This is a genomic window from Bacillus sp. 22-7, assembly GCF_010628845.1.
GTDB lineage: Bacteria > Bacillota > Bacilli > Bacillales > Cytobacillaceae > Cytobacillus > Cytobacillus firmus_B.
The window spans coordinates 129,773-143,508 of sequence record NZ_NJQY01000006.1 but is presented as its reverse complement, the minus strand read 5'-3'; the positions used below and the strand labels follow the sequence as shown (position 1 = coordinate 143,508).

At 38.8% G+C, this 13,736-nt stretch carries 12 protein-coding genes; all 12 read left to right on the top strand.

Translation table 11 applies throughout. From position 1 onward, the window contains the following. Positions 1-5 precede the first annotated feature (5 nt). On the top strand, positions 6-1,604 hold the full coding sequence (locus CE058_RS04625; protein WP_163140574.1) for an ABC transporter substrate-binding protein: 1,599 nt from the start codon (positions 6-8) through the stop codon (positions 1,602-1,604). 70 nt (positions 1,605-1,674) lie between these two features. Further along, the gene (locus CE058_RS04620) at positions 1,675-2,592 is read left to right on the top strand and encodes an ABC transporter permease (RefSeq protein WP_163140572.1); all 918 of its coding nucleotides are present in this window, start codon (positions 1,675-1,677) and stop codon (positions 2,590-2,592) included. A gap of 17 nt (positions 2,593-2,609) precedes the next feature. After that, positions 2,610-3,527, top strand: a complete 918-nt coding sequence (locus tag CE058_RS04615) for an ABC transporter permease (protein ID WP_019382225.1) — start codon at positions 2,610-2,612, stop codon at positions 3,525-3,527. Positions 3,528-3,546: 19 nt separating this feature from the next. Beyond that, a complete protein-coding gene (locus CE058_RS04610; protein ID WP_163140570.1) occupies positions 3,547-4,551 on the top strand; it encodes an ABC transporter ATP-binding protein in 1,005 nt (334 codons plus the stop codon). Then, positions 4,548-5,552: an ABC transporter ATP-binding protein gene (locus tag CE058_RS04605; RefSeq protein WP_163140568.1), complete on the top strand. Its 1,005-nt coding sequence runs from the start codon at positions 4,548-4,550 to the stop codon at positions 5,550-5,552. Before CE058_RS04610 ends, CE058_RS04605 begins: the two co-directional genes overlap by 4 nt. 18 nt (positions 5,553-5,570) lie before the next feature. Beyond that, on the top strand, positions 5,571-6,701 hold the full coding sequence (gene menC, locus CE058_RS04600; RefSeq protein ID WP_163140566.1) for an o-succinylbenzoate synthase: 1,131 nt from the start codon (positions 5,571-5,573) through the stop codon (positions 6,699-6,701). Between the two features lie 55 nt (positions 6,702-6,756). Continuing rightward, positions 6,757-7,593, top strand: a complete 837-nt coding sequence (locus CE058_RS04595; RefSeq protein ID WP_163140564.1) for a hypothetical protein — start codon at positions 6,757-6,759, stop codon at positions 7,591-7,593. Between the two features lie 21 nt (positions 7,594-7,614). Beyond that, complete coding sequence (locus tag CE058_RS04590; RefSeq protein ID WP_163140562.1) at positions 7,615-9,714, top strand: S9 family peptidase; 2,100 nt, start codon at positions 7,615-7,617, stop codon at positions 9,712-9,714. Positions 9,715-9,767: 53 nt separating this feature from the next. Then, on the top strand, positions 9,768-11,204 hold the full coding sequence (locus CE058_RS04585; protein ID WP_163140560.1) for a serine hydrolase domain-containing protein: 1,437 nt from the start codon (positions 9,768-9,770) through the stop codon (positions 11,202-11,204). Positions 11,205-11,242: 38 nt separating this feature from the next. Continuing rightward, on the top strand, positions 11,243-12,139 hold the full coding sequence (locus CE058_RS04580) for a serine hydrolase (RefSeq protein WP_163140559.1): 897 nt from the start codon (positions 11,243-11,245) through the stop codon (positions 12,137-12,139). 202 nt (positions 12,140-12,341) lie between these two features. Continuing rightward, the gene (locus CE058_RS04575) at positions 12,342-13,205 is read left to right on the top strand and encodes a MurR/RpiR family transcriptional regulator (protein ID WP_163140557.1); all 864 of its coding nucleotides are present in this window, start codon (positions 12,342-12,344) and stop codon (positions 13,203-13,205) included. A 350-nt stretch (positions 13,206-13,555) separates the two neighbouring features. Further along, the gene (locus CE058_RS25005) at positions 13,556-13,708 is read left to right on the top strand and encodes a hypothetical protein (RefSeq protein ID WP_261391757.1); all 153 of its coding nucleotides are present in this window, start codon (positions 13,556-13,558) and stop codon (positions 13,706-13,708) included. Positions 13,709-13,736 lie beyond the last annotated feature (28 nt).

The window sequence follows — 13,736 nt, the reverse complement described above, 5'->3', positions numbered from 1 at the left end:
AGAAAGTGAAAAAGAAAGTATTAAACATGTTATCCATCACTTTGATAAGTTTCGCAGTCATTTTAACAGGCTGTAATCCAGCTTCCGAAAAAACTGCTGGATCTGACACAACGGGTTCTGCACCACGGGACACGCTGGTAATATCCTCTGTTCGTGAGCCTGACAGCATTGATGTTCATAAAACAACATGGGTTGATGATACCAATGCCCATATATATGACACTTTACTCAAAAGGGATTTAGATGGAAATTTGGTTCCTGGACTTGCTGAAAAGTATGAGGTTTCAGATGACGGGAAAGTTTGGACAATCGTATTAAATAAAACGGCCAAATTCCATTCCGGAGAACCGGTTACTGCTGAAGCAGTTAAGAAAACATTTGAAAGATTTCTGCAGCATTCTGCAGTTAAATTCATAGCAGGGCCACTGGACAAAATTGACGCTGTGGACGAACAAACATTAAAAGTTTATTTCACTGAGCCTTTTGCCCCTTTTGCCAGTGGATTAACTACTGCCTATTTAGCACCGATGGATCCTAAAGCACTTGATGAGTATGGAGATGATTTTGGAGAACAGCCGGCTGCTGCGGGATTATTTAAATTTGGAGAACATAAACGAGGATCCTCCATTACTTACATGAAAAATGGCGATTATAGCTGGGGCCCTTCTTTTGTGGACAACAAGGGTGAACCGGCTTATGACAAATTTGAGTTCCGCTTTATTACTGATGATGATACTAGGGTGCTTGAATTTAAGAAAGGTACCACACAAATAATGACAAAGGTACCGCCAAACTATATTCAAGATCTTAAAGAAACAGAAGGTGTAGAGCTTAATAGCATGTACGAACAAGGCATAACATACTTAGGCTTCAATAATAAGAAACCAATATTCCAGGACAAACGTGTCAGACAAGCAATTGCACTTGGGATTGATAGGGAGCCAATTGTTGAGTTTGCTTTGGAAGGATATGCCAAGCCGCTCTTTGGTCCGCTTCCTCATACAATACCTGGTTATAGTGAAAAAGTTGAAGCAGAAGCAAAACAAAAATATAGCCAGAATATTGATAAGGCTAAGTCGCTGCTGGCAGAAGCCGGGTGGAATGATACAGATGGTGATGGAATTGTAGATAAGGACGGAAAGCCTTTCTCCTTTGAATTATGGTTATCGGATGAACCTGTTATGCAAAGAGTTGTCCAAATTATTCAAGGCCAGTTAAAGGAAATCGGAATTGATGTAAAAATTTCAGTTCAAGAAGCAGCGTCCATTGCTGCAAATACACCAAAAGGCCTGCATGATGCCATCCTTAACATGTACGGATGGTCTGATCCAGATATCTTATACATGCTTATGACCAAAGGAAATTCAACCAGATTGCATTACGAATCTGACCAATTACAAGAGATGCTTACTAAAGGCCGACAAACGATGAATCCTGAAGAGCGCATGAAAATCTATGAAGAAGCACAGCAATTTATTGTGGAAGAATCTCCGTGGGTTCCACTATTTGTTCGTGAGAGTATAACGGCTTACCGTGATATTGATGGATTCAAACAAAATCCATATTCACAAAACATTATATTTAATGATATCACTCCGAAATAAAACCACAGAGAAAGTTAGGGATGTTCAGTCATCCCTAACAATCCTATTAATAAAAGGAGGGATCTGAAATATGTCTAAATATATTGTGAAACGTATCCTATCAATGATTGTTACTCTTATTGGGGTGTCTTTTTTAGTCTTTTTGATGATGCATCTTATCCCTGGTGATCCAGTAACCTATATTCTGGGGGATTTTGCCTCAGAAGAATCAATAGCTGAACTGAGAAGTACTCTAGGACTGGATCAGCCGCTGTATATTCAATATTTCGATTATATAAGGAATGTGCTGCAAGGGGACCTGGGAACCTCGTATATAACAGGACTGACAGTAGGAGAAGAAATTTATGCCCGATTTCCCATAACATTTCAATTAGCGGTCTATAGTTTGATTATTGGATCTTTATTTGGAATCTTAATGGGGATTTTAGCTGCTGTTAAACAAAATACAATTTTTGACCAATTAGCCATGGTCATTTCTTTAATAGGAATCTCTGCACCAGGATTTTGGATTGCCCTATTCTTGATTTGGATTTTTTCCTATCAGCTTAACCTTTTTCCTATTTCAGGATACGAAGGCTTTCATTCATTAATTCTGCCTTCCATTACGCTGGGTTTAGGATCAGCCGGAAATATAGCCAGAATGACAAGGTCAAGTATGCTTGAAGTCATTAAACAGGATTTTATGAGAACAGCTCAAGCTAAAGGGCTTGCCCTGATAAATATGATTTTTCAGCATGCTCTCCAAAATGCCATGATACCGGTTATTACTTTAATTGGTCTGCAGTTTGGTTTTTTATTAGCAGGTGCCGTGGTCATTGAAACCGTATTTTCACTCCCGGGATTAGGCAGTTTTTCAATAGAAGCCATTTCGAAGAGGGATTTGCCAACCGTACAAGGGCTGGTTCTATTTATGGCATTTCTTTTTATCATAACTAACCTAATAGTGGATCTTGTTTATAGTATGGTGGATCCACGTATTAAATATTAGAAAGGGGTGCAGGCTTTTTGAATAGTACAGCACCTAAACTTACAAATTCCGAAACTAATTTAACTCCTCCTCAGAATAATAGAAAGGAAGAAGTAAAATCCAAATCGTACTGGTCTTTAGTTGGGAAAAGGATCATCACGAACAAGAGTGCAGTTATCGGCGCGTCCATTTTATTGTTTTTCGTTTCGGTATCTTTGCTTGCCCCGCTCATTGCCCCACACCCAGTAGATGTAATGAAATTCGAACAGCGGTTCCTGCCTCCAGGGGGAGAAAATTTATTAGGAACAGATGAATTCGGGAGAGATATTTTTTCAAGAATGTTATATGGAGGCCGGGTCTCCTTAATGATGGGGCTTGTTGCAGTACTAATTGCAGGAACAATCGGGGTTATTTTAGGCATCATTTCGGGCTATTACCGACGAATTGATATTTATATTATGCAAGTTATGGATATCTTATTGGCGTTTCCTTCCCTTCTTCTTGCTATTGCCATTATAGCAGTGCTTGGGGTCGGTTTAACTAATGCCATGATTGCGGTTGCAATCTCTGTTATTCCTTCCTATGTAAGGGTGGTCCGGGGAACTGTCTTGTCCATAAGGGAGAAAGAATATATTGAGGCAGTAAAGGCACTGGGAGTATCGGATTTTAAAATCATTGTAAAGCATGTTTTTCCTAATATATTATCACCAGTTATTGTTCTATCCAGTTTACAATTTGGGACTAGTATTCTTGTTGCAGCAGCCTTAAGCTTCTTAGGGCTCGGAGCTCAGCCGCCAACTCCTGAGTGGGGGGCTATGGCGTACGTAGGAAAAGGTTTTTTAGGGCAAGCGTGGTGGATGTCACTTTTCCCTGGTCTGGCCATTATGTTAGTCGTACTTGGATTTAATTTATTAGGTGACGGACTGCGTGATGCTCTGGATCCACGACAAAAATAACTGCTTGGGAGTGAATGGGATGGTGACAGAGTTTGCAGAAAAAGAAGCACTTTTAAAAGTGGACAGCCTTTCTATTAAGTTTAAAACAGGGAAAAAAGATTATGTGAATGCAGTTAGTAAGGTGAATTTTACAATTAATAAAGGTGAAACTCTTGCTTTGGTGGGCGAATCAGGGTGCGGTAAAAGTGTTACTTCCCTTTCCATCATGAGACTAATTTCGAATAGTGTTGGGAAAATTGATGGGAAAATCATATTTAAAGACACAGATTTGAATCAATTGTCAGAAAGAAAAATGCGTTCAATTCGCGGGAAAGATATTTCTATGATTTTCCAGGAGCCGATGACCTCCTTAAATCCTGTCCATAGAATTGAAAGACAGATTAGTGAAGTTCTAAAGCTTCATACAGATCTCACAGGGGAAGAACTACATCAGCAGACTGTTGATATGTTAAAAAAGGTCGGGATTCCACGTCCGGAAAAAATTGTAAACGAATTCCCCCACCAACTTTCTGGAGGAATGAGACAGCGGGTGATGATTGCAATGGCTATGGCTTGTAATCCTAGCCTATTAATTGCGGATGAGCCGACAACTGCATTAGATGTGACCATTCAGGCGCAAATTTTGGATTTAATGAATGACCTCAAAACTAATTATGATACAGCCATATTATTAATAACTCATGATTTAGGTGTAGTGGCAGAAATGGCCGATCGGGTTATGGTTATGTATTATGGACAAATCGTTGAAGAAGCTGATGTAAAAACGATATACAAAAATCCAAAACACCCTTATACAATTGGTCTATTAAACTCGATTCCCAGTCTGGAAGAGGATCATGATACCCTTCAGCCAATTGAAGGCAATGTACCTAATTTAGGAGAAGTAACGAAAGGGTGTCCGTTTTATTCCAGATGCACTCATGCTCATGCTAAATGTTCTATAGAAAACCCGCCTTTAATAAAAGCGAATAATGAGCAGGCAGTCAGATGTTGGCTATATATTAAAGAGGAGGCATTAGCATGAGTGAAATACTGCTTGAGGTACATGACCTAAAAACATATTTTCCTATAAGCAAGGGCTTTATTTCTAATAAAAAGGACTATGTTAAAGCAGTTGATGGTGTAACATTCAACTTGTTTAAAGGAGAAACATTAGGAATTGTTGGGGAAAGCGGATGCGGCAAATCCACAACTGGAAGAAGCATCCTAAGATTAATTGAACCAACTAGCGGCAAAATTAAATTTGAAGGCAGAGATACACTAAGCTTGAAAAAGAATGAGATGAGAAAGCTGCGAAAACAAATGCAAATTGTTTTCCAAGATCCTTTCGCTTCTTTAAATCCCCGTCTCCGAATCTCTTCCATTTTAGAAGAAGCATTGTCAACACATAATATAGGAAAGAACAAGAAAGAACGAAGCGAAAAAGCGATAGAGATATTGGAAATGGTAGGGTTAAACGCTTATCATGCCGATCGCTATCCTCATGAATTTAGCGGTGGACAAAGACAAAGGATTGGAATTGCCCGCGCAATCGCGGTGAACCCGTCACTTATAATAGCTGATGAGCCAGTTTCTGCTTTGGATGTATCAGTACAAGCACAAATACTTAATCTGTTTCAGAGTCTTCAGAAACAGTTGGGCTTAACATATATTTTTATTGCCCATGATTTGAGTGTTGTTAAACACATAAGTGACAGAATAGGAGTAATGTATCTAGGGAGAATGGTAGAGTTTGCAGATAAGAACCAATTGTTTTCAGAACCGCTGCATCCTTATACTAAATCGCTTATGTCATCTGTTCCCGTTCCGAATCCTGAAGTTGAAAAGAAAGACCGGATTATCTTAACTGGTGATGTTCCAAATCCAGCAAGTCCTCCCCAGGGCTGTTCATTCCACCCGCGTTGTTTCGCATGTATGGAAACATGTAAATCCAAAAAACCTCGTAACATTGAGGTTAATCCAGGCCATTTTGTAGCATGTCACCTGTATGATCCTCAAATAATGGGTAAAGAAAACAATTTTTAATAAAAAGGAAGATACTGAATGGATATAAATCAGATTGCATTACAACGAATAAAATTACCATTAAAATCTCCGTTTGAAACTAGTTTCGGTAAAGTTACTGAAAAAGATATTATTATTGTTAAGGCATATAGCGGCGATAAAGTGGGTTTTGCTGAAAGTGTCGCTATGCCCTATCCAATATATAACGAAGAGACTACAGGTACTGTATGGCACATGCTTGAAAAATACCTAATCCCTCAACTGTTGGATAAAGGAATTCAAGAGCCAAAAGATGTGTCAGAAATGTTTTCATATATACGCAGAAATAATATGGCAAAAGCTGCTCTTGAAATGGCTGTATGGGATTTGTATAGCAAGCTAAAAGGACAGCCGCTTTCTGCTGTATTGGGAGGTAAGCGTTCAGAGATTGAAGTGGGTGTCAGCATTGGAATAGAAGACAGTATAGAGACTCTTTTAAACAGGGTGGAAGGCTTTTTAGAGAATGGATATAAAAAGATAAAGGTGAAAATTAAGCCAGGCTGGGACCTTGAACCAGTGGAGGCTATTCGCAAAAAATTTGGAGATCAAATTCCGCTGATGGCTGATGCTAATTCTGCTTATAGCCTAAATGATAAACAGCTATTAAAGGAGCTGGATCAGTTTAATTTAATGATGGTTGAGCAGCCATTAGCTCATGATGACATTATCGACCATGCCAAACTGCAGGCAGAAATGAAAACACCTATCTGTTTAGATGAAAGCATTCATTCTGCAGAAGACGCAAGAAAGGCAATCGAAATTAATGCATGTAAAATTATCAATATAAAGGTTGGGCGTGTCGGAGGACTAACGGAAGCAATTAAAATGCACGATCTCTGTCAGGAGAATAATATTCCTGTATGGTGCGGCGGTATGCTTGAAGCAGGAATTGGCAGGGCTCATAACATTGCTATTGCTTCATTAAGTAACTTCAGTATTCCAGGTGATACATCCGCTTCCAGCCGTTATTTCGATGAAGATATCATTTTACCGGAAGTGACTCTATCAAAACCAGGCATTATCACTGTTCCAGAACAACCTGGCATTGGTTTTGACATTAATCAGGAACTTATAGATAAACTTACAGTTAATGAACAGGTCTATAAACGGGACACTGTGACCTTTTATTAATTATTTAATATAGCGGCTATTGAAAATTATAGGTGGGGGAGGGGGTGATATACCAGTGGTTTTAACAGAACCAATTGTATATAAAAATATCGAAGGTTTAAAGGAAATACAAGACGTAGTTAGTTTTCAAGAAGAGATTTGGGGGAAAGACGCTGTCACACCCCTTCCACAGCTTATTGCTGCTGCTCACCATGGCGGAATCTTAATCGGAGCTTTTAATAAAGGGGAGTTACTCGGCTTTTCATACGGTTTTTCGGGTTATAAAAATGGAGAGGCGTATTTGATTTCTCATATGACTGGCGTCTGCAGCAAGTATCAAAACTATGGCATTGGATTACAGCTAAAACTGAAGCAAAGGAATTGGGCCGTTAATTACGGCTATTCTAAAATTGTATGGACCTTTGATCCTTTAGAAGCTAGAAATGCATATTTTAACCTAAATAAGTTAGGAGCATATGCAAAAACCTACTATCCTTCTTATTACGGAGAAATGACTGATAAACTGAACATAGGTCTCCCTTCTGATCGTTTTTTAGCAGAATGGGATATTTGTTCCAACAGGGTGAAGAACACATTGGCAGGTGTAATTCAAAATGATATATCAGTTAAAAATTATCGTCACCTTCTTGCATGGCGCAATCTTAGAAATGTACCATATCCCCTTGATGAAGAACCAGTAAAGGGTGAAAAAGGATACCTGATACCTGTCCCAGTGAACTTCCAAAGTTTAAAACAAGAAAATGATGAGGCTGCGAAGGCTTGGAGATATAAGCTGAGAAATGCGGTACGTAATGCTTTATCTGAAGGTTATACAGTAACTGGAGTGCTGAAAAATAGTAACACCCATGTCCATTTTTATATTCTTGAAAATGAGAACCTTTCAACCCATTAAATAAGATAAGGGAGAGTTGAAATGAGTTTCCGAACTACAGTACCTGAAGATATTTATAAATTTGAATGGCCAAGTAATCCCACTATATCGCCTGATGGAAAACAGGTTGTATATGAAAGAACCGTCACATGTGTGAAAGAAAATATTTATGAAACACACCTGTATTTAAGCGATGTGCACGGTAAATCGAGAAAAATTTTGACGTCCTCCGGCACAAGTAATACCAATCCAGTCTGGTCACCAGATGGAAAAACAATTGCATTTATCTCAAACCGTGCTTATGGACGGCAGGTATGGCTACTATCTCTTGACGGCGGAGAGGCCCGGTGTCTGACGAGATTTCTGCGGGGAATCAGTTCGATTGTATGGTCGCCTGACGGCAGTACGATTTACGGGTTGGTTCCCGTAGCAGGAAATTCAAAACTCGAAACTTTTCATGACCAAAAAACGATGAGTGAAGCCGAAAGCGATATAGAGAAAGGAAACATGTCATGGGGAAATGGACCTAAACATTACACTAATCTTTATTATAAATCTGATGGGATTGGTTTCCACAAACCGCAAAAGCGTCAACTTGTGGCAATTAATATAGAAACCTGTTCGTTTACACAGTTAACACGAGGAACAACTGACGTCCATGAGCCTGTTGTTTCCCCTGACGGTAAGTATATTGCTTTCAGCACAAGCAGTGAGGATGAAAACTTTCTTTTTGGAGGACAGATTTATCGTGTGCCGGCTTCCGGAGGGGAAGTGGAATTGCTCTATAGTAATAAGAAAGCAAGCTTGCCATCTTACTCACCAGATGGAAAATGGATAGCTTTTTTTGGAATCCATGCAGACCAAAAACAATTGTTTGTTATGCCTGCAGCTGGTGGGAAACCAAGGTGTCTAAGCAAACAATACCCTGATACACTCGCTGATATGACTTTTACAGATATGCGATACCTTAGATATTCATTGCGCCCTCAGTGGTCAAATAATAGCAGCTATGTATATGGTCTCGGAACACGGGAAGGACGGAATGAAATTGTAAGATTCCCGATTGATGAAAACGATGATCGAGCAGAAATCATTATAGGTGGGGACCGGACGATATTTCATTATTCCTACGACGGAGTTGAAACGATTACTATAGCCTATTCGACAGTTAATCACCCTGGAAAAGCAGCAGTAATTAGGATTGATGAAGCTAGTACAGTCGATTGTAAGTATCGGCAGCCAAAGGAAGCTTTTTCTCAAATCCGCATGCCACTCTTTCCTGAAACTGAGATTCGTCTGGATGACTGCAACGACGAGTTGTTATCCGAACTAAAAGTGGTAGAACCGGAGGTCTTTACGTATAGATCTGAAGACAATTGGCATATACAGGGATTTTTACTAAAGCCGGCTAATTTTGATCCTAAGAAGAAATATCCAGTTATACTTGACATTCATGGAGGGCCGCATTCTGCATATGGTTTCTCCTATTTCCACCAATTGCAGCTATTTGCTGCGCAGGGGTACGCCGTTATCTATACAAATCCACGAGGCAGCTCAGGATTTAGTGAAGAATTTACCAATGCAGTACATGGGGATTATGGCGGCAAAGATATGAAGGACATCTTGAATGGTTTAGATTATGCCTTACAAAACTATCACTTTCTTGACGAGAATCGGGTAGCTGTTAATGGTATTAGCTACGGCGGATTTATGGTGAATTGGCTTATCACTCGTACAGATCGATTTTTTGCAGCCGTATCTGAAGGATGTATTTCCAATTGGATTTCTATGTATGGTACAAGCGATATATCCCCCTATTTCGTTGAACAGGAGTTTCTGGGAAAAACAGACCCTGAAACACTTTGGAGGTTTTCGCCACTTGCTTATGCAGATCATGTAAAGACACCGCTTTTGCTGCTGCATAATGAAAGTGATTTGCGATGTCCCATTGAGCAGGCCGAGCAGTTTTATTCCCATATTAAGCGTCATGGAGGTGAGGTTGAATTTGTTCGTATCCCCCATTCCAGCCATGGCCTCCTTCAATATGGAAAACCTGAATTAAGAATAGCTAGGCTGAATGCAATGCTCGATTTTGTCAATGCACATCTGCCTATAAAAAATCTTCAAACCTCAGCTAAATAAATACTGAAAACGGACTGCAAGTCCTTTATAAAAACAATATAGGAGGAAAAGAAATGAAAAAAGCAGAAAATTTTAAAGCATTTGAAGAGACTGTGCAAAAGTTAACGGAAAAACACATGATTCCTGGTACCTCAGTAGCAATTGCCCAAGAAGGAGAAATCGTTTACCATAAAGGATTTGGGTTCCGTAACGTGGAGGATGCATTGCCTGTAACAGAAGATACTGTTTTCGGGATTGGGTCCATCACAAAATCATATTCTTGTGTGGCTATTATGCAGCTGCAGGAAGCAGGAAAATTAAATGTTCATGATCCGGTAATCAAATACCTGCCGGAATTCAACGTTAATAATAAAGAGGCGCTAAAACAAATCACCATTCACCACTTCATGACACACTCATCTGGTTTACCTCCAATGTCCTCTCTAGTTTATGCAATGAAACGATCGATGGATATTGACCCATCTGCACAAAATTATCCAGGTTTAAAGATCGAGCAGGAAAATTACGAACCAATCGACACATATGAACAACTTATGCAGTTTATTGCAGACCAGGATTTTGAATTATTAGGGGACCCTGGTACACAGTTTAGTTATTCAAATGATGCATATGCTTTATTAGGAACCATCATCGAACGTGTTAGCGGGAAAAGCTACGAACAATATGTATATGATCATATCCTTTCTCCTTGTGGTATGAAATACAGCTGCTTCATGATCGAGGAATATGGTGACTATGAAAATATCACCACTTGTTATGCAGAGGACAGTAGTGAAGGAACGAAGCGTATTATTCCTGCTCCGATTTGGTGGGACGCTCCATCTATGCGAGCTGCAGGCTTTCTAAAATCGACTGCTGGGGACATGTTAAGGTACGCCGAAATTTTCCGTAATGCTGGTGTAGTAAACGGTAAGCGAATCTTATCTGAGGAAAGTGTAAAAGAAATGGTTAAACCTCATATTCAAACACAGCCAGGAAGGTTTTATGGCTATGGGTTAATGATTACCCCTGACTATTTTGGTACTACTCTGGTTGAACATGGTGGAGGGTTAAAGGCAATTTCTGCACAATTAAGTATTTTACCTGAAAAAGGAGTTTCAGGTGTGGTCCTGACAAATTTGGCAGGTGTTCCTGCTGCACGTGTTATGCAGCTTGCATTTAATGCCTATGCAGGAAGGGAAGTAGAGGCATCTCACATTTCCTTTGAAGAATACGAGATTGGTGAAGAGCGGCTGGAACAGTACCAAGGAGAATATGAGTCAAATGAAGGAATGAAAGTATCGATTGTAATAAAAGATGGAAAGCCGGTTCTTATTTCACAAAAAGCTGAGATACCTATCATGTTTGTAAAAGAAAATGCTTTTATTGCATATGTTAACGACTCTACAGAAATAGCTGAAATTTTAGTAGATGATAACAATGAACCATGGGGTATTTCTTATCACTTTAGACAATTCCCTAAAGTTTCAACAAAACAAGTTGTTAAATAAATGAAACCGTATATACAAAAGATGGAGGGGTGTTTGCTATGAGTTTAAAGGATCGTCTAGAAGAAGTTTTACGGGATGCCAGTGGTACTTTTGGTGTATATGTTAAACATTTGGAAACCGGAGAGACTGCTGCAATCAATGAGAACCGTTTTTTCCAGGCTGCCAGTGTCTTTAAGATTCCCATTTTGGCCGCTTTATACCGTGATGTTCATTTAGGGAAGGTCAATTTGCAAGAGCGTATCCGGCTTGAAGAAGCAGACTTAGTAAATGGATCCGGTATATTTAAAGAGTTAATTCCAGGAATCGATGTTACCATAAAAAATTTAGCAACAATGATGATCATTGTAAGTGATAATGTTGGAACAGATAAGATATTGCGTATTATAGGTAAAGAAAATGTAAATCAATATATGAAAGAAGTCGGGCTAAACAATACTTACATTCGTTTTAGCTGCTGGGAACTTCTTTGTTCATGTGTTGGACTTCCGCCACAAGGATTTTCACTTGAACTTTATCATGAAATAAACCGTCGATTTAAAAATGGTGAAATTGATTATAATTCGATTGTGTTCCAAGAAAGTATAGATAATAATGTAACAACTGCATTTGATATGGCGTTGTTATTAGAAAAGATTGCAAATAAACAATTAATTTCGGAAAAAGCTTGTGATGATATGTTTGAAATTCTTGAAAAGCAGCAATTCCGTAATAGGATACCTTACTTATTACCTGCGACTACAGTTGTCGCTCATAAAACAGGCACCGTTGCAAGTGTTGTAAATGACGCAGGAATCGTGGAGCTGCCAGATAACAAAGGAAGGTTTATCATTTCCGCATTTTCAATTGGCAACAAATCAGAAGCTGAGGGTGCAAGAAAAATTGCTGAATTATCCAGAGCAGCTTATGGTTATTTTCGAACCGAAGTAACCGTGTAAATGCTTTACTCTTAGAAAAGATGTAAGATTATAAAATTTCTTTATTTTGATAATAAAACCATATATGATAAGAAGGTACCTTTATATTTTTTAATATATTGTCTGAGGGCGTTACAGCGTGTAACGTTCTTTTTTCTCAAAGGTGACTAAGGCAATTCAGATGTAACTTACCAAGATTAACTCATCAGGAAGGGTTCACTTTATGGATAATTATAATGAGAGAATAAGGAAACAATTTAATAAATTAACAAAAAGACAGAAATTAGTAGCAAAATATATTGTTGACTTCCCTAAAGAAGTTGCATTTCAAACAGCAAAAGAGGTAGGTATCGCTAGTCAAACAAGCGATACAACCTTGATTAGATTATCATATGCACTTGGATATTCAGGATATAGCGAACTGCAAAAAGAAATTCAATCTTCCCTAATAGAAGATTCATTACATAAGACAGATCCTATAGAAGATTTTCGATCTACATCCAAGTCTCTAAAAGATATTAACTTAATTCAGCACGTTATTGAGCAGGATAGCGCTTATGTTCGATCAACTTTAGAGCAATTAGATTACAACCAGTATAAAAAAGCTGTAGATTTATTGATAAACTCAGAAATGCGGATAGTTATCGGCTTCCGTTCATCATATGGTCCTGCAAACTGGCTGACATTCAGCCTGAATATTGTAGTTGGAAATACACTTTTATATCGGGGAGAAATAGAGGATGCTAATTATTTCTTATCATTAATCGATGAGAGAACATTAGTGGTTGCCATCTCTTTTCCTCGATATACTAAAGAAACCAATTCGTTTGTTAAAGCAGCAAAGAAAAAAGGAGCAAAGGTACTTGCAATAACAGATGATGAGCTGTCCCCTTTAGGACTGCTTTCCGATATTCTGTTCAAGGTTGTTGCACCTTCTCCGATTCCTTTAAAAGGGATTACCCCCACCTTTGCTTTACTTAATTTACTTGTTACAAGTATAGCCGCTTCACAGGAAACTAAAGTCCAAAAGCGGTTGGAAGAATACGACCAGACAAGTGATGAATTTTCTCCATTTACAAAAAAGTAATTTGAGAGGGTAATTATATATTTGAAGTATTGAAGGAACTGGGAACCCATGGACCTCATTAGATATAGGTATCAAAAATGGTGAAAGTGAAGAAATAGGCCTTCTAAGAGAATCTGATGAAGTAACCGTAATGACATTGAGGGGCTTGTAGCTGCCCCAGGGATTTTAGACGTAAATTATGGGATGCAGCACCCATTTCTACTTACAGTATCTTCGGAGTAAAGCCGCTCCTCGTCACTATGGGACTTATCCATGAGTTTTAGGAAGGTTTGTTCGTTAAAAAAGGCTTTATAACTTTAGAAGAAGCAATACTCAAATTGACGGGAGCTCCTGCACAATTATTACGATTAATGGATAGGGGGTTAATCCAAGAGGGATATTGGGCAGACATAGCTATCTTCGATCCAAATACGATTGAGATAAGGCTACATACCAAAACCCTCCAGACTGCCCGTTGGAGTTCGTCACGTTTTAGTGTTCGGAGAAATAACGCTAAAAGATAACCATTTTTTTGAAACGCACCTGTGGAAT

Bases quoted from the DNA above. Each gene is read 5' to 3' on its own strand.
- CE058_RS04620 (WP_163140572.1), top strand. From the start codon at position 1,675: ATGTCTAAATATATTGTGAAACGTATCCTATCAATGATTGTTACTCTT.
- CE058_RS04610 (WP_163140570.1), top strand. From the start codon at position 3,547: ATGGTGACAGAGTTTGCAGAAAAAGAAGCACTTTTAAAAGTGGACAGC.
- CE058_RS04605 (WP_163140568.1), top strand. From the start codon at position 4,548: ATGAGTGAAATACTGCTTGAGGTACATGACCTAAAAACATATTTTCCT.
- menC (WP_163140566.1), top strand. From the start codon at position 5,571: ATGGATATAAATCAGATTGCATTACAACGAATAAAATTACCATTAAAA.
- CE058_RS04590 (WP_163140562.1), top strand. From the start codon at position 7,615: ATGAGTTTCCGAACTACAGTACCTGAAGATATTTATAAATTTGAATGG.
- CE058_RS04585 (WP_163140560.1), top strand. From the start codon at position 9,768: ATGAAAAAAGCAGAAAATTTTAAAGCATTTGAAGAGACTGTGCAAAAG.
- CE058_RS04580 (WP_163140559.1), top strand. From the start codon at position 11,243: ATGAGTTTAAAGGATCGTCTAGAAGAAGTTTTACGGGATGCCAGTGGT.
- CE058_RS04575 (WP_163140557.1), top strand. From the start codon at position 12,342: ATGGATAATTATAATGAGAGAATAAGGAAACAATTTAATAAATTAACA.
- CE058_RS25005 (WP_261391757.1), top strand. From the start codon at position 13,556: ATGGATAGGGGGTTAATCCAAGAGGGATATTGGGCAGACATAGCTATC.